Source organism: Novosphingobium sp. (assembly GCF_027531025.1).
Taxonomy (GTDB): Bacteria; Pseudomonadota; Alphaproteobacteria; order Sphingomonadales; family Sphingomonadaceae; genus Novosphingobium.
This window is the reverse complement of sequence record NZ_JAPZQX010000002.1, coordinates 298,297-316,964: the sequence shown is the minus strand read 5'-3', so window position 1 is coordinate 316,964 and position 18,668 is coordinate 298,297. Positions and strand designations below refer to the sequence as shown.

General features: G+C 65.0%; 14 protein-coding genes. 10 read left to right on the top strand and 4 right to left on the bottom strand.

Translation table 11 applies throughout. The annotated features are described in order from the left end of the window. Positions 1-218: 218 nt before the first annotated feature. From O9281_RS02050 to O9281_RS02020, 7 genes are all read left to right on the top strand, one after another. Positions 219-2,327 (top strand): sodium-translocating pyrophosphatase, encoded by a 2,109-nt coding sequence (locus O9281_RS02050; protein WP_298182221.1) that lies wholly within the window; start codon positions 219-221, stop codon positions 2,325-2,327. Between the two features lie 169 nt (positions 2,328-2,496). Beyond that, positions 2,497-4,599 carry a prolyl oligopeptidase family serine peptidase gene (locus tag O9281_RS02045; RefSeq protein WP_298182220.1) on the top strand — a complete coding sequence of 701 codons (2,103 nt, stop codon included), beginning with the start codon at positions 2,497-2,499 and terminating at the stop codon, positions 4,597-4,599. An 88-nt stretch (positions 4,600-4,687) separates the two neighbouring features. Continuing rightward, a complete protein-coding gene (locus O9281_RS02040; protein ID WP_298182218.1) occupies positions 4,688-5,863 on the top strand; it encodes a GNAT family N-acetyltransferase in 1,176 nt (391 codons plus the stop codon). After that, positions 5,860-6,699: a cupin-like domain-containing protein gene (locus O9281_RS02035; RefSeq protein ID WP_298182216.1), complete on the top strand. Its 840-nt coding sequence runs from the start codon at positions 5,860-5,862 to the stop codon at positions 6,697-6,699. Before O9281_RS02040 ends, O9281_RS02035 begins: the two co-directional genes overlap by 4 nt. Before the next feature lie 55 nt (positions 6,700-6,754). After that, positions 6,755-7,648, top strand: a complete 894-nt coding sequence (locus tag O9281_RS02030) for an acyl-CoA thioesterase II (RefSeq protein ID WP_298182215.1) — start codon at positions 6,755-6,757, stop codon at positions 7,646-7,648. A gap of 29 nt (positions 7,649-7,677) precedes the next feature. After that, the gene (locus O9281_RS02025) at positions 7,678-8,880 is read left to right on the top strand and encodes a serine hydrolase (protein WP_298182213.1); all 1,203 of its coding nucleotides are present in this window, start codon (positions 7,678-7,680) and stop codon (positions 8,878-8,880) included. Beyond that, complete coding sequence (locus tag O9281_RS02020) at positions 8,877-9,611, top strand: methyltransferase domain-containing protein (protein ID WP_298182211.1); 735 nt, start codon at positions 8,877-8,879, stop codon at positions 9,609-9,611. The genes O9281_RS02025 and O9281_RS02020 overlap by 4 nt, the downstream gene beginning before the upstream one ends. Here the strand turns inward: O9281_RS02020 and uvrC are convergent, their stop codons facing one another. Further along, the gene (uvrC, locus tag O9281_RS02015; protein WP_298182209.1) at positions 9,612-11,558 is read right to left on the bottom strand and encodes an excinuclease ABC subunit UvrC; all 1,947 of its coding nucleotides are present in this window, start codon (positions 11,556-11,558) and stop codon (positions 9,612-9,614) included. A 139-nt stretch (positions 11,559-11,697) separates the two neighbouring features. On the opposite strand from uvrC, the gene O9281_RS02010 reads away from it, so the two are divergent. From O9281_RS02010 to O9281_RS02000, 3 genes are read left to right on the top strand one after another with little or no spacing between them, the layout of a single operon-like run. After that, complete coding sequence (locus O9281_RS02010) at positions 11,698-13,275, top strand: wax ester/triacylglycerol synthase family O-acyltransferase (RefSeq protein ID WP_298182207.1); 1,578 nt, start codon at positions 11,698-11,700, stop codon at positions 13,273-13,275. A gap of 57 nt (positions 13,276-13,332) precedes the next feature. After that, positions 13,333-14,130, top strand: coding sequence for an alpha/beta hydrolase (locus O9281_RS02005; protein WP_298182205.1), 798 nt, complete (start codon positions 13,333-13,335; stop codon positions 14,128-14,130). 7 nt (positions 14,131-14,137) lie between these two features. Next, on the top strand, positions 14,138-15,097 hold the full coding sequence (locus O9281_RS02000; RefSeq protein WP_298182203.1) for an alpha/beta hydrolase: 960 nt from the start codon (positions 14,138-14,140) through the stop codon (positions 15,095-15,097). Between the two features lie 6 nt (positions 15,098-15,103). Here O9281_RS02000 and O9281_RS01995 read toward each other — a convergent pair whose 3' ends face one another. The 3 genes from O9281_RS01995 to O9281_RS01985 all read right to left on the bottom strand — a co-directional run bounded on the left by O9281_RS01995 (position 15,104) and on the right by O9281_RS01985 (position 18,657). Next, positions 15,104-15,613, bottom strand: coding sequence for a hypothetical protein (locus O9281_RS01995; RefSeq protein WP_298182201.1), 510 nt, complete (start codon positions 15,611-15,613; stop codon positions 15,104-15,106). A gap of 105 nt (positions 15,614-15,718) precedes the next feature. After that, the gene (locus O9281_RS01990; RefSeq protein ID WP_298182199.1) at positions 15,719-16,336 is read right to left on the bottom strand and encodes a hypothetical protein; all 618 of its coding nucleotides are present in this window, start codon (positions 16,334-16,336) and stop codon (positions 15,719-15,721) included. Positions 16,337-16,446: 110 nt separating this feature from the next. Continuing rightward, positions 16,447-18,657, bottom strand: coding sequence for a prolyl oligopeptidase family serine peptidase (locus tag O9281_RS01985; RefSeq protein WP_298182197.1), 2,211 nt, complete (start codon positions 18,655-18,657; stop codon positions 16,447-16,449). Positions 18,658-18,668: the final 11 nt, after the last annotated feature.

The following is an 18,668-nucleotide window of genomic DNA, read 5'->3' as shown; positions in this document are numbered from 1 at the left end:
CGTTAACTTCTCACAAACCATCGTGTGGCGCAAGAAACCTTGTTGTCACAATGCTGTGCCATTCGGAAACGGGGTCAGGAAAGCCCCGGGGTGACGCAGGGGAAAAGGGCGCTCGAAAGCGTTGCAAAGCCCGATTTGCGGCCTATACCTTTCGCCGGTCAGCCCCGCATTCCCGCGGGGCTTGTGCTAACTACAATCAACAAAGGGGGAGCGAACTCGTGGATCTCGTCACGCTCGCAATCATCCTGGGCCTGGTAGCCGTAGTGTACGGCTTCATTACCAGTCGCCAGGTGCTCGGCGCATCCGCCGGGAATGCCAAAATGCAGGAAATCGCCGCCGCGATCCAGGAAGGGGCGCAAGCCTACCTGAAGCGGCAGTACACCACCATTGCCATTGTTGGCTTGGTCGTCGCCGTACTGGTCGCCTATTTCCTGGGCACCATCTCGGCCGCCGGCTTCATCATCGGGGCGGTGCTTTCGGGCGTCGCCGGCTTCATCGGCATGAACATTTCGGTTCGCGCCAACGTCCGCACCGCTGCTGCCGCGCAGACCGGCCTGCAGGCAGGCCTGACCATGGCGTTCCGCGCCGGGGCGATCACCGGTCTGCTCGTGGCCGGCCTCGCGCTGCTCGCGATCGCGGTGTTCTTCTGGTACCTGACCGGACCGATGGCGCTGGCCGTTGACAGCCGCACGGTGATCGACGGGCTGGTGGCGCTGGCCTTTGGCGCCTCGCTGATCTCGATCTTCGCGCGTCTGGGCGGCGGCATCTTCACCAAGGCTGCCGACGTCGGCGCGGACCTCGTCGGCAAGGTCGAGGCGGGCATTCCCGAAGACGATCCGCGCAACCCGGCCGTGATTGCCGACAATGTGGGCGACAACGTGGGCGACTGCGCCGGCATGGCTGCCGACCTGTTCGAAACCTATGTCGTTACCGTCGGCGCCACCATGGTGCTGACCGCGCTGCTGATGTCGCAGGCTCCGCAGCTGGCCAACCTGATGGCGCTGCCGCTGCTGATCGGCGGCGTCTGCATCGTCACCAGCATCATCGGCACCTTCTTCGTCCGCCTGGGTGGTGGCACGAACGTGATGGGCGCGATGTACAAGGGCTTCCTGGTTTCGGCCGTGCTGGCCGTGCCGGCGATCTGGTGGGCCACCGATACCGCCCTGGGCGGCATGGCCACCGAAATGACCGTTGGCACCCAGACCTTCAACGGGCGCGAGCTGTTCTATTGCTCGCTGCTGGGCCTGGTCATCACCGGCCTGATCATCTGGATCACCGAGTACTACACCGGCACGAAGTATCGCCCGGTGCGCTCGATCGCCAAGTCGTCGGAAACCGGTCACGGCACTAACGTGATCCAGGGCCTGGCGATCAGCCTTGAATCGACTGCCCTGCCGACGATCGTGATCGTGGCAGGCATCATCATCGCTCACCAGCTCGCCGGTCTGATCGGCATCGCCTATGCCGCCACCGCCATGCTGGCACTGGCCGGGATGGTCGTTGCGCTCGACGCTTACGGTCCGGTGACCGACAATGCCGGCGGGATCGCCGAAATGGCTGGTCTGGACGATAGCGTCCGCGAAAAGACCGACCTGCTCGACGCCGTGGGCAACACCACCAAGGCCGTGACGAAGGGTTACGCGATCGGTTCGGCCGGCCTCGCCGCGCTGGTACTGTTCGCCGCCTATACCGAGGACCTGAAGTTCTTCTCGACCGCACTCGGCCTGACGGGTCCGGTGAACTTCAGTCTCGAAAACCCCTATGTCATCGTCGGCCTGCTGCTCGGCGCGCTGCTGCCCTACCTGTTCGGGGCCATGGGGATGACCGCTGTCGGTCGCGCTGCGGGCGACGTGGTGGTCGACGTGCGTGACCAGTTCAAGAACAACCCGGGCATCATGGCGGGCACTTCCAAGCCCGATTATGCCCGCACGGTCGACCTCGTCACCAAGGCGGCGATCAAGGAAATGATCATTCCTTCGCTGCTGCCGGTGCTTGCGCCGATCGTGGTCTACTTCGTGATCGCCGCTGTGGCGGGCCAGGAGAACGGCTTTGCCGCGCTCGGTGCCCTGCTGCTGGGCGTGATCGTGGGCGGCCTGTTCGTGGCCATCTCGATGACCTCGGGTGGCGGCGCGTGGGACAACGCGAAGAAGTACATCGAAGACGGCCATCACGGCGGCAAGGGCTCTGAAGCCCACAAGGCCGCGGTGACTGGCGATACCGTGGGCGATCCCTACAAGGATACCGCAGGTCCGGCCGTGAACCCGATGATCAAGATCACCAACATCGTCGCGCTGCTGCTGCTCGCGGCGCTGGCCGGGGGGCACTGAGGCGGGTCACACCGCGTCAGCCCAGCCAGGGTGAAGGAAACCCCGTCCGGAGCGATCCGGGCGGGGTTTTCCTTTGTACCGGTACAAAGGCCCATTGCACGCGGGCAGCAGCTTGATAGACTTCCGACGCTCGGGTCGCACTGGTCGCGCCCTGTCGGAGGTATTGAAAGTGCTCGCAAAACCTACTCTGCTCGGCGGGGCGCTGGCCGCTGTGCTGTCCCTCTCACTGTCATCTCCCCTCGCGGCCCAGGGCGCGCCGCAGGCCAAGTCCGAAATCGTGGTCAAGGGAATCAAGGGCCGGGTGCCAACCGAAGTGTTCGGCAAGCGCCCCTTCATGCGCAACCCCGCCATTTCGCCCGATGGCACCAAGATTGCGGTGATGATGAGCCGCAATGGCATCGACAACCTTGGCATCATCGACCTGACCAAGCCCGGCAGCCCGCCGAAGTTCTTTGCCCGGGCCGAGGAGTTCCGCGAAGCCGGTGACCGCACGATCGGGACCTGGTCCTGGGTCGGCAATCGCACGGTGCTCTTCACCGTGCTTTCGCGCGAAATCATCTTCGGCCAGCGTTCGGACCTGCGCCGCCTTGTGGCTTATGATCTGGAATCCGGGTCGATCACGCCGCTGGCCTGGGAAGGCACGACCGGCGATGGCGGCGTGATCCTGCACCGCGACCATGCGAAGGAAACGATCCTGCTGCAACGCTCGTCCTTCCGCAACGAACAGAATGAGTTCCGGCCCGAAGTGATCTCGGTCGATGTCCGTACTGGCAAGTTTTCCACCGTGCAGCGCCCGAACGTCTTCGTGCGCAGCTGGGTCGCTGATGGCACGGGCGTGATCCGCGCCGGGGTGGGCAACAGCGATGACGGCAAGGTGCGGCTGATGTACCGCGCCAATGCCAGTGAACAGTTCCGCACGATCTCGAACGAGAAGGATGCCACCTTCACCGGCACCCAGGTCGTCCCGGATATCTTCACCAGCGATCCCAATGTTGCCTATGCCACCAGCAACCGGGACAACTTCCGCCGGGTCTACCGGATCGATCTCAACACCCTGCAGCCGATCGGCAAGCCCATCTACGAAGTCCCTGGCCACGATGTCGACGATCTGATCCGCGACAAGAGCGGCTCACGTCTGCTGGGTGTGCGCTACACCACCAACAAGCCCTATGTGCGCTGGTACGACGAACGCCTTCGCGCAATCCAGGGTTTCTTCGACGAGGACTTCGGCAAGGGCAACGCCCAGCTGATCTCGGCCAATGACGATTACACCAAGCTGGTGATGTTCATCGCTAAGCCGTCGGAACCGGGCACCTATTACGTCTACGACACTGAAAGCGGCAACCTCGCGGTGCTGGGGCATTTCCATCCCGAGCTCAAGGATGCCGACATGAACCCGACCGAGACGATCCGCTACAAGGCGTCCGACGGGATGGAAATCCCTGCCGTGGTCACCTATCCACGTCACCGCCCGCACCGCAAGAACCTGCCGGTGATCGTCATGCCGCATGGTGGCCCGTTCGGCGTACGTGACGAGGAAGGCTTTGGCTTCTTCCCCTGGCACCAGGCCATGGCTGAACTGGGCTATGTCGTGATCCAGCCTAACTATCGCGGTTCGGGCGGCTATGGCCGCGAGTTCGTGATGGAGGGCCGCAAGCCCAATGGTTACGGCCAGCGGATGCAGGACGATCTGAACGACGCCCTGACCTGGTTCGGCCAGACCGGGCTGATCGATCCCAAGCGCGCCTGTCTGATGGGCTGGTCCTATGGCGGCTATGCCACGGCCCGCGGCGCGCAGCGCGATCCGAGCCTGTGGAAGTGCGCAATTGCCGGCGCCGGCGTCTATGACTTCCCGATGATGAAGGCCTTTGACCAGGGTACCTTCGGCAGCTTCGGTGCCAGCTTCCAGGCTACGGCCGACAACCTGGTGGCGATCTCTTCGGCGCGCAACACCAACGGTCCCTGGTCGCCGATCCTTATCGTCGCCGGCCTGCGCGATGCACGTATCCCGATCGAGCAGTCGCGCACGCTGGTTTCGCGACTGAAGGGCTCGGGCAAGACGGAGGGCGTGGACTTCCGCTATGTCGAACAGCCCAAGGGCACGCACAACCTGCCTTATGAGGACGTCCACATCGAGTGGCTGGTCGAAGCCGAACGCTGGGCCGAACGGTTCAATCCGGCCTATGTCCCAAGCGATGTCGATTATGCCAGGAAACCGACCGTCGATCCGCGTTTCCAGCCAGTTGCGGCAGCCGCAACGGCAGCGAGGTAAGCTGGCCAGGCGTTAGCCAATCCTTGGCAATTCAAGGTTAGACCCCCGGTTGCGGCGATTTCCCGTCGCGCACAACCGGGGGTTTTTCTTGGCAAGCACGGCCGCACTGGTTCCGTCTGTCCAATCACGGCCCGATGTCGTGCCCGCTGCCGCGCCCGGTACACGGCTGATCGCCAGCGACTGGCGCAGCCTCGAAGCGCCCGAGTTGCGCCTCGCCTGGGATGGGCTGGCCCGCAGGGCGAGCGAGCCCAACCCGTTCTTCGAAAGCTGGTACCTGCTGCCCGCACTGCGGGCGTTCGATCCCGCCGGCGCGGTCAAGATCCTGCGATTCGAGCGCGATGGCGTACTGGCCGGCCTCGTTCCGCTGCATCGGGCTTCCCGCTATTACGGTCGCCTGCTCCCGCATTGGAGCGTGTGGTTGCATGGCAACGCTTTCCTCGGCGCGCCGTTGGTCGAACAAGGCGCGGAACCAGGCTTCTGGACCGCGCTGACGAAGTGGCTTGACCGGCAGGGCGGAACGGGCCTTTTCCTGCATTTGCCGCACCTGCCCACCAATGGCCCCTCGTGCCGCGCCCTGGCCGGGATCGCGGCAGCACAAGACCGCCCGCTCGGCCTGGTCTATCGCGAGGAGCGTGCCATGCTGGCCTCTCCGCTCTCGCCCGAAGCCTATCTGGAAGCCAGCCTCAGCGGCAAGAAGCGCAAGGAACTGCGCCGCCAGTTCAACCGCCTTGGCGAACTGGGCGAGCTGATGGTCGAGCGCCGTCGAGACGATCGCGACCTGTCCGGCTGGATCGACCAGTTCCTGGCGCTGGAACATTCGGGATGGAAGGGAGGGGCCGGATCGGCCCTCGCCTCGCACCAGGCCACCACGCATTTGTTCCGCGAGGCGCTGCATGGCGCCGCAGCGCGCGGACGGCTGGAACGACTGACCCTGAGGCTGGACGATGCGCCCATCGCCATGCTGGCCAGCTTCATCACGCCGCCGGGGGCGTTCTCCTACAAGACCGCCTTCGACGAGCGCTTTGCCCGCTTTTCCCCCGGTGTCCTGCTGCAACGCGAGAACCTTTCACTGCTGGACGATCCGCAGGTAGACTGGTGCGACAGCTGTGCCGCCGCCGATCACCCCATGATCGACCATATCTGGCGCGAACGCCGCGCCATCGGCCGCTATTCGCTGGGCCTGGGTGGCCCGGTGCGGCGCGGCCTGTTCAGGGCCCTGCTTCGGCTGGAACGGGGCGAGATTGTGACGGGAGCGGAGCCATGACCGTGTTCACCCAGGCCGCGCGGGCCACCTTTGCCGCGCATTACCCGGAAGTGCCGCACAAGCTGCCGCACGCGCTCGGCTGTCACCCGCTACTGGAGATCGATGCGCTGGCGCAGCTGGCCGAAGCCCTGCCCCGCGCCTCGGTGGAATATAACCAGGCCGACCTGCCGATCGGGATCAGCGAAAAGCCCAATGCCCCCACGTTGCCAATCGGCGAGACAATCCGCCACATAGAGGAAAGCGGGAGCTGGGCGGCATTGAAGAACATCGAGCAGGTCCCCGCCTATGCCGCGCTGCTGGCTGATCTGCTGGCTGAAATCGAGCCGCAGATCGAAGCCAAGACCGGGCGAATGCTCAAGACCCAGGGCTTCATCTTCATCACCAGCCCCAACGGGGTAACGCCCTATCACTTCGATCCGGAACACAACATCCTGCTGCAGATCCGGGGCCGCAAGGTGATGACGCAGTTCCCCGCCGGGGACGCCAATTTCGCCCCTGACGAGGTCCACGAAACCTATCACACCGGCGGCGGGCGCGAGCTGACCTGGCGCGATGAACTGCTGGCCAGGGGCACGGAGTTTCCGCTTGAGCCGGGCGAGGCCCTGTTCGTACCGGTGATGGCGCCGCATTTCGTGCGGAACGGGCCGGAGCCGTCGGTTTCGCTCTCGATTACCTGGCGGTCTGAGTGGTCCTTTGCGGAAGCCGATGCCCGTGCCTTCAACAGCGTGCTGCGACGTATCGGCATCCAGCCGCGCAGCACTGGACGCTGGCCCCATGCCAACCGGGCCAAGGCGCTGGGCTGGCGGGTGATCCGCAAACTGCGCGGCGTGGGTTAAGTACGCATTTAAAACCGGATTGACGCCGCCCCGCCCGCGCCGCAAAGCGCGTCGCATGGACGAACCCGATATCTCTCCCGAACGCCTGGTTTCCGGTCTTGTCCGGCTGCTGACCGTCGAACCCGATGGCGAAGACCACTTCTTCGGCCGCCGCAAGAAAGGCGGCGTTGGCCGCGTGTTTGGCGGAGAAGTAATTGCCCAGGCGCTGAACGCTGCCCAGGCTACCGTTGAAGAAGGCCGCGCAGCCCATTCGCTCCACGCCTATTTCCTGCGCGGGGGCAGCGAAGAATATCCTAGCGATTACCGGGTTGAGCGCGATTTCGATGGTGGTTCGTTTTCGAACCGCCGGGTCGTGGCCAGCCAGCAGGGTCGGCCGATCCTGAACCTGACCGCCTCGTTCCAGAAGCACCAAGCCGGCCTGTCGCACCGTGATGCGCCGATGCCCGATGTCCCGCCGCCCGAGGAACTGGAGCCGGAAGTCGATGTCCGTCGGCGCTATGCCGAACAGGCCCGGCCTGAGGCCCGCCACCATTTCCTTACCCCCCGGCCTGTCGAAATGCGCGCGGTCGAAGGGCGGCACTGGATGAACCCCCAGCCAGCCCCGCCGCGCTCGCATTCCTGGTTTAAGACCGTGGCCCCCCTGCCTGACGATCCGGCGATCCACCGCGCCATCCTGGCCTATGCCAGCGACATGACCTTGCTGGGTACCTGTTCGCTGCCTCACGGCCTGTCGTGGGCACGCGGCGAGGTGGTCAGCGCCAGTCTTGATCACGCGATCTGGTTCCATGATGATTTCCGCGCTGACGAATGGCTGCTTTACGCGACCGACAGTCCGTGGAGCGACCGCGGGCGCGGCTTCAACCGGGGCCGCATCTTCACGCGCGATGGTCGCCTCGTGGCCAGCGTCGCGCAGGAAGGGATGATCCGCAAGGTAACGCCGAAGCAATAGCGGCAACGAACGGGAGTGAGACAAGACTAATGCGCAAGCGGACGATCATTTTGGGGGCGCTCGCCATCGCTCTCGCGGGCACCGGTGGCTGGTATGCCAGCCTCGACAAGGAAACGCGTGGGCTGCTTGCCGCCATGCCGACCGACCGCGACGTGCTGATGTGGTCGATCGGGCAGCGCGATGCGGCCTTCCGGGCGATGGACCGCCTGCCGCTGCTGGCCAAGGCCAGCACCATGGCTCCGGCGGCCAAGCCACTGCCCCTGCCCGCCGGCAAGCCATTGGTGATCCCCGGGATCGACGAATACCTCGCCAAGCAGCGCGCGGCAGGGATCGTGATCCTGCAAGACGGCAAGGTGCGTTTCGAGCGCTATGGCCTCGATTTCGACGCGACCGGGCGCTGGACCAGCTTCTCTGTTGCCAAGTCGTTCACTTCCACCCTGGTCGGGGCGGCAATCCAGGATGGCTATATCAAGAGCCTGGATGACAAGGTCAGCCAGTACATCCCCGGCCTGCGCGGTTCGGCTTACGACGATGTCTCGGTTCGCGAGCTGCTGACCATGAGTTCCGGTGTGAAGTGGAACGAGGATTACGAAGACCCGAACGCCGATGTGGCGAAGTTCAACAATGCCAAACCCGAAGCCGGGATGGATGCGACGGTCAGCTATATGCGCAAGCTGCCGCGCGCCCACCCGCCGGGGCAGGTTTGGCACTACAACACCGGTGAAACCAACCTGATCGGCGTGCTGGTTTCGTCGGCCACCAAGAAGCCACTGGCCCAGTATCTGCAGGAAAAGGTCTGGCAGCCGGCCGGGATGGAAGCACCGGGCACCTGGCTGCTCGGCCAGAGCGGGCACGAGATCGCCGGGTGCTGCATCCAGGCCTCCACCCGGGATTTTGCGCGCTTCGGCCTGTTCGTGCTGGCCAACGGCAAGGCGGGCAACCAGCAGATCGTGCCGGTCGACTGGTTCACCCAGGCTACCACCAAGCAGAAAGACATTGGCGATCCGGGCAAGGGTTATGGCTTCCAATGGTGGACCTATGCAGATGGTTCGATGGAAGCGGAGGGAATTTTCGGCCAGGGCATCTTCATCGATCCACGGCGGAAACTGGTGATCGCCAGCAACGCGAATTGGCCCCGAGCGATCCTGGGGCCTGAACCGGAAGCGCGCGCAGCGTTCTACCGCCAGATCCAGGCGCTGATCGATGCCGAGGCGGCGGCAGCGGGGCGTTGACCGCCGCATACGATACCATCGGGATCGACTATGGCCGCATGCGCCAGCCCGATCCGCGCATCGCCGCGCGGATCGGGGCGGCGCTGGGTGACGCGCGGACGGTCCTGAACGTCGGCGCGGGGACCGGATCCTATGAGCCAGTTGGCCGGGAGGTAACGGCGCTGGAACCTTCGGCGGAGATGATCCGCCAGCGCCCGGTCGGGGCCGCTCCGGCGGTGCAGGGAGTGGCCGAGGCCTTGCCCTTCCCCGATCAGTCCTTTGACGCCGCGATGGCAGTGCTGACCGTTCATCACTGGACCGACCAGCGCAGGGGCCTCGCCGAATTGCGGCGGGTGGCGCGCGGTCCGATCGTGATCCTGACCTATGACCCGGCGTTCCGGGGGTTCTGGCTGGCCGATGACTATCTCCCGGCGCTGACCGCACTCGACGAGGCCAAGATGCCGCCGCTCGACATTTATGGCGATGTTCTGGGCAAGGTCAGGGTTGAACCCGTCCCGATCCCGCACGACTGCCGCGATGGATTCCTCTGCGCCTACTGGCGGCGACCGGCAGCTTATCTCGATCCGCAGCTCCGCGCCGCCATGTCGTCATTCCACCTGATCGGCGATGTTTCGGGGCCGATCGCGCAGCTGGAAGCCGATCTGGCCAGTAGGGTCTGGCAGGCCCGGCACGGCCACTTGCTGGAGCGTGAGGAACTTGACCTTGGCTATCGCCTGGTCGTGGCCAGCTGACTACCCGCCGGGGTGGTAGAAATCGTAAACCGTCTGGGCCACCGCCGCGCTGACACCAGGTGCCCGCTGCAGGTCTTCAAGGCTGGCCGCCCGCACCTTGCTGGCCGTGCCGAAATGCAGCAGCAGCGCACGCTTGCGGGCCGGGCCGATACCAGGGATCTCGTCCAGCGGACTGGCGCTGATCGCCCGGCTGCGCTTCTCGCGGTGCGCGCCGATGGCAAAGCGATGCACTTCGTCGCGCAGCCTCTGAAGGTGGAACAGCAGCGGGGAGTTGACCGGCAGCATCTTCTCCCGCCCGTCGGGAAAGTGGAACACTTCGAGGCCCTCGCGCCCGTGGTGCGGCCCCTTGGCGATGGCGATCAGGGGCACGTCCTCGATCCCCAGCTCCTCCAAGGTATCGCGCGCGGCACTCATCTGTCCCTTGCCGCCATCGATCAGCACCAGGTCGGGCCACATCCCGCTGTCGCGATCGGGGTCCTCGTCCTGGGCGCGGGCGAAGCGGCGCTGGAACACCTCGCGCATCATGGCGAAGTCATCGTTCGTCTGGGCCGTCTTGATGTTCCACTTGCGGTACTGGCCCTTCACGAACCCATCCGGCCCCGCGACGATCATCGCCCCCAGCGCCTGCGCGCCCTGGATATGACTGTTGTCGTAGACCTCGATCCGCTGCGGTGGCTCGGGCAGTTCGAGGAATTCGGCGAGATCCCGGTTGAGCCGGGCCTTGGTGCCGCTTTCGGCCTGCCGCCGGTCAAGCGCCTCGATCGCATTGCGGCTGGCCTGCTCCATCAACCGCCGCCGGTCGCCGCGCTGGGGCACGGAAATCTCGACCTTGCCGCCCGCCGCACCGGCCAGGGCCTCAGCCAGCAAGGCCGCCTCGGGCAGATCGCGATCGACGAGGATCAGCCGTGGCGGCGGTACTTCCTCATAGAACTGGGCCAGGAAGGCGGTCAGCACCTCGGCCTCGTCCAGCCCTTCGGTATGGCCGGGGAAGAATGCCCGATGCCCCCAGTTCTGCCCGCCACGAATAAAGAAGGCCTGGATCGCGAAGTGCCCACTCTTGCAGGCCACGGCAAAGACATCGGCATTGCCAACCCCTTCGGCATTCACCGCCTGGCTGCCCTGGATGAAGGTCGCCGCCCGCAACCGGTCGCGTAGCATCGCCGCCCGCTCGAAATCGAGCGCTCCGGCCGCTGCCGCCATCTGGTCTTCCAGCTTGCGCTGCACCGCGCTGGACCTGCCACCGAGGAAGTCCTTCGCCTCCCCCATCAGTTCGGCATAGCCCGCGGCATCGATCCGACCGACGCAAGGCGCCGAACAGCGCTTGATCTGGTAGAGCAAGCAGGGTCGGTCACGACGGCTGAAAAAACTGTCAGTGCAAGATCTTAGCAGGAACAGTTTTTGCAGGGCATTAATCGTGGTGTTGACCGAACCGGCGCTGGCGAAGGGGCCATAATAGTTCCCCTTGGCCTTGCGCGCCCCGCGATGCTTCATGATCCGCGGGAAGTCGTGATCGGCCCGCAGCAGGATGAAGGGAAAGCTTTTGTCATCGCGCAGCAGCACGTTGTACGGCGGGCGATAGCGCTTGATCAGCTGCGCTTCGAGCAGCAGGGCCTCGGCCTCGGAATTGGTGGTAACGATCACCATCGACCGGGTCTGCGCCACCATCCGCTTCAGTCGCAGCGGCAGGCGCTCGACCTGAACGTAATTGGCGACACGGTTCTTCAGCGCCCGCGCCTTGCCCACGTAAAGCACGTCGCCGCGGGCATCGAGCATGCGGTAGACGCCCGGCTTGGGCTTCAACGTCGCCTGGACCTCGCGGATCGCGGCCACCCCCGCTTCCAGGTCCGGCTGACTGCCCTTGACCACATAGGTCGCCCGCTCCTCGTTGAAGCGTTCTGCGGCCCCAGGAGAAGTTGGGGGTTGGTCGGGGCGTCCGGCGCGGGCCATGCGCCCCCAATAGGCACGATGTGGGCAAGGCAAAAGGCCAATGTTGACGCAAGCCCTTGGTCTGTTAGGCTCCCTTCCCAACGACAGGCCCATCTGGGCCGACTGCAGGAGGGGACTGCGTTTGCGCCAACTTCAGGGGATGGATGCGTCTTTCGTTGCGATGGAAACGCGCAATTCGCCGATGCATATCGGTTCGATCCTGATTTACAACCCGGAAACGGCGCCCGGCGGTTTTGTTCGTTTCAAGGATATCCTGCGCTTTTTCGAGAGCCGGATGCAGCTGTCACGAACCGTGCGTCAACGGCTGGTCCGCGTGCCATTCGATCTCGACTATCCCTATTGGATCGAAGACCCCGATTTCGACCTTGAATACCACGTGCGCCACCTGGCTCTGCCCAAGCCCGGCGACTGGCGGCAGCTGTGCATCCAGGCAGCGCGGATCTTTGCCCGCCCGCTCGACCTGAATCGCCCGCCCTGGGAATTTACCGTGATTGAGGGGCTCGACAACATTCCCGGCATTCCCAAGGGCAGTTACGCGATGGTCACCAAGGTGCACCATGCGGCGATCGACGGGATGAGCGGGATCGATCTGCTCGAAGCCCTGCATACCCTGGTCCCGAATGCGCCGCCGCTGGAAACGCCCGACACCTGGCAGCCCGAGCAGGTTCCCAGCCCGGCCTCGCTGGTCGCGCGGTCATGGCTCAATGCCGTGGCCAACCCGGTCCGCCAGCTGGAAGTTGCGGCCAAGGCCGTGCCTGGCCTCGCCCGCGCGGTGAAGGGCCTCGCGACCAAGGATTTCGCCCTGCATGGCGAGATGCTGGCCCCGCGTACCCGCTTCAACCAGGTGATTTCCGCCAACCGCGTGGTCGAGGGGCGGTCGGTCCCGCTGGCGGCGGTCAAGGCGATCCGCGAAGCGGTGCCCGGCGCCAAGGTCAACGACGTGTTCCTGACGATCATCGGCGGGGCCATGCGCAAGTACCTTGAGGCCAAGGACGACCTGCCGGACAAGACGCTGACCGCCATGGCCCCGATCTCGGTGCGCGGGAAGGACGAGAAGGGCGACATGGGCAACCAGGTGGCCGCGATGATCGCGCCGCTCGGGACCCATATCGAAGACCCGCTGGAACGGCTGGAATACGTCTATTCGCAGACCACCAATTCCAAGGCTATGACCGACGCGCTGGGCGCGCGCAACATGACCGAGATGAGCAAGGTCAGCCCGGCGCTGTTCCTGGCCCTCGCCGCCCAGGCCTATACCCGCCTTGGCCTGGCCAACCGGGTCGCCCTGCCCTTCACCACGGTCGTCACCAATGTACCAGGGCCGCCGGTGCCGATCTATTCGGCCGGGGCGCGGCTCGAAAGCATGATGGGCCTGTTGTGCCTAACTGACGGATTGGGCCTCGGCCACGTGGTGCAAAGCTATGTGAAGGAGGCGACGATCGCCTTCACTGCTTGCCGGAAGCTGCTGCCCGATCCCGAATTCTACGCCCAGTGCATTGAAGACAGCTTCAACGAGCTGCGCGAGGCTGCTGCGAATGCGCCGGAGCATCGCGCCGCGCGGGCAAAGGCAACTCCCAAGGCCGCGCCAAAGGCAAAGCCAGCGCCAAAATCAGCCGCAAAGCCCGCAGCCCGGACCAAAGCCGCAGTTGCCAAACCCAAGGCCACCGGCAAGACCAAGACAACAGCCAAATCAGCCACCAAGGCCAAGAAACATTAAATTGCCAGACCGGCCGCCAAGAAGCCGGCAGCAATAATCGCAGAGGATCGCCACTAAATGACCGCAGCCAGCGCCGCATTTCCGCAGCCGAGCCATGCCCGCCCACCCTCGCGTTTCCTGGCCTTCGCCGAACCGCGCGCCCTGCTGGAACTGGCGGCCTTCTATGCCGTGCGGCCCTATCTTTCCAACCTGCCCAAGGGCGATGGCCACCCCGTGCTGGTCCTGCCGGGGTTTCTGGCCTCGGATTCTTCCACCGCGCCGCTGCGCCGCCTGCTCAAGCAACTGGGCTTTGACGCACGCGGCTGGGGCATGGGGCGCAACGTGCGGATCGATGCGCCCCGCGTGCACGAGATGGAATCGATGCTGCTGCGGATCCACCGCGAAACGGGTCGCAAGGTCTCGATCGTGGGGTGGAGCCTGGGCGGTGTCTTTGCCCGCGAACTGGCCAAGGCCCATCCCGAGGCGGTGCGCCTGGTGATTTCGCTCGGCAGCCCGATCTCGGATGATCGCCGCCATACCAATGCCGCGCGGCTGTTCGAATACCTCAACGGCAAGGATCCCGAACCGATCCGTCATGGCCGGTTCACCGATCTGCACCGCGCGCCGCCCGTCCCCACCACCTCGATCCTGACCAAGACCGATGGCGTGGTGCACTGGCGCGGCTCGGTCCAGAAGCGTTGCGTTCATCCACACACCGAAAACATCGAAGTGCTGGCCAGCCATTGTGGCCTGGGCTTCAACCCCAGCGCGGTGATCGCGATTGTCGACCGGCTGCTGCAGCCGGAGGGTGAATGGCAGCCGTTCGAACCGCGCCTGTCGCAGCGCTGGATGTTCCCGAAGACCAGCCTGCAATAGTACTGGCATGACCCGCCATCTTGTCGATCCGGAGCTGCTGCCGCTGCTCGACCTGATGCCCGGCATCGATTTTGCGCAGGTCGACCTGCCCGAGCTGCGCCAGGCCAGCAACGCGCGCTATGCCTTTCTCGGCAATCCGCCGCTGGCACCCCGGATTGAGACAATCGCCGGGCCCGGCGCACCGCTGGAGCTGTTCATTTACGATCCAGCGCCGGGCACGGACAACCGCGCCGCGCTACTCCACATCCATGGTGGCGGCATGATCATGGGGTCGGCGCGGGCGATGCAGCTTGGCCCGGCCAACATGGCCCGGTCGCTGGGCATCCCGGTGGTCTCGGTCGAATACCGGCTGGCGCCCGAGCACCCCTTCCCCGCCCCGCAGGAAGACTGTTACGCCGCGCTGTGCTGGCTGGCGGAACATGCGGATGAACTGGGCCTCGACCGGCAGCGGATCGGCGTGACGGGCGAAAGCGCCGGTGGCGGGCTGGCTGCGGCAGTCGCGCTGATGGCGCGCGATCGCAAGGGGCCGCCCCTCGCCGGGCAGTTCCTGACCTATCCGATGCTCGATCATCGCACCGGCGGGCCGGACTGCCCCTATGGCAATCCGGTGACCGGCGAATTCGTCTGGACGGCGGCGGCCAACCAATTCGGCTGGGCGGCACTGCGCGGAGATTACCGGGCGGATGATGCATGCAAGGGCTGGTACTCTCCGGCTCTGGCCGAAGACCTCGCCAGATTACCGCCAACCTGGATTGGCACGGGCAGCCTCGACCTGTTCCTGGATGAGGATCTGGCCTATGCCCGCCGCCTGATCGCGGCTGGCGTTCCGGTTGAACTGCATGTCTATCCCGGCGCGATCCACGCCTTCAATGCCGTGGCGGAAAGCCGCCTGGCCAAGGCCTTTGGCCGCGACCTGATGAGCGCGATTGCCCTGGGGCTGGGCGTCACCAGCCAGGCGCAGCCTTAGCCCAGGTCAGATTGCCTGCCCGTCGATGTTGACGTTGCGGATCCGCCCGTCGCGGTCGATCGTGCAACTGAAATTGCCACGGCCGGTGGTGGTACCGCTGACGCGCCAACCATCGGCGTCACGATTGACGCTTTCGACTTCGCCAACCCGTTCGCGTCCGCGATTGACCTCGTCGATGCAGCGATTGACCGCCATGTCGATCCCGCTGCCCTCGCGCCATTCCGGACGATCATCGCTGCGGCCATAGTCGCTGCGGTCCTCGCGATAGGGTTCGTCGGGATAGTCGCGCGGCAGCTGCTCGCGTTCCTTCTTGGCCTTGCTGGCGGCGCTGGCGATGGCGGCAATCCCGCCGATGATCAGGATCCCGGCGAGGATATCGCCGCCGTCGATCCGATCATGGTTGCGATGATGGCCCCAGCCACCACCCCAGCCTCTGGCCAGGGCCGGGCTTGCGGCCATCGAGAAGGAGGCAACCAGTGCCAGGGCTGCGGCGCCACGCTTGAACTTGCCGGTCATTGGCAGGAATCCCATCGCGAGGGACTCGCGGTGAGCCCCGTTGAACCATGCGCTAGGCGGCCCAGTCTTGCTCTCGCCTGAACCGCCCTTCGCCTAGTGGACAGCCTAGAGGCCGCGGATGCCGCTGTAGTCGAGATCGACGACCCGGCCGCGCTCGATCTTGCACTTGAACGAGCCGCTGTCGTAACCGCGCAGGCCGGCATTCCAGCCGCGATAGTCACCGCCCCAACCGCGGCCGTAGTAGCCATCGCCCCGGCGCCAGTCGCGCCCAAGCGTGTTGACGGCAATCCGGCCGCGCACCTCGTAACCCCAGCGGGTTTCGCGGATCTGGCGGATGTCGGTCACATCAGCGCGCCCATAGGAGTAGCGGCCGGCATCGCGTTCGGCGGCATAGACGCACTGTTCAATCGCCCGACGCGGGCTGCCACGCCATGAACGGTCGCGATCATAGCCATAGCCACGATCATAGCCGTAACCCGCCCGACCGTAGCGGTAATCGCGGTCATTGCGATAGTCGCGATCATAGCCGTCATCACGGCTGGCAGCAGCGGCGACTGCCGCGATGCCGCCAATCACCAGGGCCCCGGCAATGATGTCACCAGCGCTGACGCCATCGTTGTCGCGGCGATCGGCAAAGGCCGGGGTGGCTGAGGAAAGCGCCAGCGCGCCAGCGGCAAGGCTGGCAATGGTACCCTTGGCCAGTGCTGTGGAGCGGGTCTTCATCGTCTTCATCCTTCACTCTTGCCCGGCGGAATAGCCCGGCGTCGAGTGAAGGATTAGCGATTCGGCCGTGGCATGAAGCTGAACCCCTCGGTTAGCTTCTGTTCATAAAGCTATTCGCTTTTCTGAACGGACAAGCCACTCCATTGCGCAAGGAAGGCCAGGACATCGGCATTCTCGGCCACCACCTTGTCGGTCGGCTTGCCCGATCCGTGTCCGGCGCGGGTTTCGATCCGGATCAGGTGCGGCTTGCTGCCGGCCTTGGCCGCCTGCAGCGCCGCCGTGTACTTGAACGAGTGGCCCGGCACGACGCGGTCATCGGTATCTGCCGTGGTCACCAGCACGGCCGGATAGTCCACGCCCACCTTGATGTTGTGATAGGGCGAATAGGACCGCAGCACGCGCCAATCGCCCTCGTTGCTGGGATAGCCATAGTCATCGACCCAGTACCGCCCGGCGGTGAAACGATCGAAGCGCAGCATGTCCATCACGCCCACCGCCGGATTGGCGGCAACGAACAGGTCCGGCCGCTGGTTGACCACTGCACCAACCAGCAGACCGCCGTTGGAGCCGCCCTGGATCGACAGGCCTCCCTTGGGGGTGATCCCTTCGGCAATCAGGAATTCGCCCGCGGCGATGAAATCGTCGAACACGTTCTGCTTGTTGCCCAGGCGCCCGGCATCATGCCAGGCCTTGCCGTATTCGCCGCCGCCGCGCAGGTTGGCGAGCGCAAAGGCACCGCCCGCCTCAAGCCAGGCCATCCGCACCGCCGAGAACCCCGGGGTCAGCGCGATATCGAACCCGCCATAGCCATAGAGCAGCGTCGGCACGGCCTTGCGGGCATCGGCCACGGCCTTCTTGCGCACCACGAACATCGGCACCCGCGTGCCATCCTTCGAGGTATAGAAGCGCTGCTCGATCGCGTAGTCGGCGGGATTGAAGGTCAGCTTCGGCAGGGCGAAGGGCGTGCTCTTGCCGGTGCTGGCATCGAACCGGAAGATCCCGGTTGGCTGGTTGAAGCTGGAAAAGGCATAGAAGGTTTCCGGATCGCCGGGGCGCCCTGTGAAGCCCGAAGCGGTGCCGATCGCGTTCAGCGTGATCTGCTGCACCGGCTTGCCATCAAGCGAGCGCACCTCAGCCACGGACTTGGCATCCTTGAGGTAGGCCAAGACGAGGCGGTTGCCGACGATCTGCGCCCGGTCGAGCGTTTCAGCCCGTTCGGGAATCACGTCGACCGGCTCGGGCCGCGGCTCCATGCACACGTCATCCGGCTTGGCCGGGCTTTCGCACTCGGTACGGTAAAGCGCGGTCTTCTTACGAAGATCGAACTTCACCACCTTCATTTTCGGCGCGTCCTTGTTGGTCACGAAGTACAGCGTGTCGCCGATCCCCTCGATCAGGTTCCAGGCATGGTCCAGCCCACCGATCAGGGTCTGCGCCTGCCACTTGCGATCCTTGCCCAGCGGCATCACGTGGATGGCATAACGGCTGTCGGTGCCCTTGGCCGTGGTGATCACCACCCAGCGGTTATCGTGGGTGACTTCGGCCGAATGGCCAAGGTCCGGATCGTTGGGCGTCGAATAGACCATTTGGTCCTCGGCCTGGCTGGTGCCGATCCGGTGGAAATAGATCGCCTGGTTCTTGTTGAGCGACTGGAACTCGTCACCCGGCTTGGGTTCCGGGAAGCGCGAATAGAGGAAACCCTCGTTGCCCACCCAGGCGATGCCGGTGAACTTCGCCCACTTCACCCCGTCACCCAGGTCCTTGCCGGTCGTGGTGTCCAGCACCTTGATCGTGCGCCAGTCCGATCCTCCATCCTGGATCGAATAGGCCAGCAATTTGCCGTTATCCGACGGTACCCAGGCGTCGAGCGCGGTCGCCCCGTCCTTGGCCCAGGCATTGGGATCGATCAGCAGCCGGGGCGTGCCGTTCAGCCCCTTGCGCACGAACAGCTGCGACTGGTTCTGCAAGCCCGAATTGCGCATGTAGAAGTAGTACTGCCCGGCCTTGCGGGGCAGACCGAAGCGTTCGTAATCGAGCAGGCCGCGGATGCGCTGGGCGAACCAGTCCCGCTGCGGCAACTTCGCCAGGTACTGCTGCGTCACCGCATTCTGCCGTGCCACCCAGCCGGCCACTTCGCTGTCGGTGCGGACATCGTTCTCGAGCCAGCGATAGGGATCGGCAACCTTCTCGCCAAACTGCTCCTCGACCAGATCGGTCTGGCGGGTATCCGGATAGGCCAGGGTCATTTTCTCGGCAATCAGCGGGGCAGCGACGGTGGAAAGCAGGGCAGCGGCCAGGATGGCCGGAACGCGGCGCGACATGCGGTTCTCCG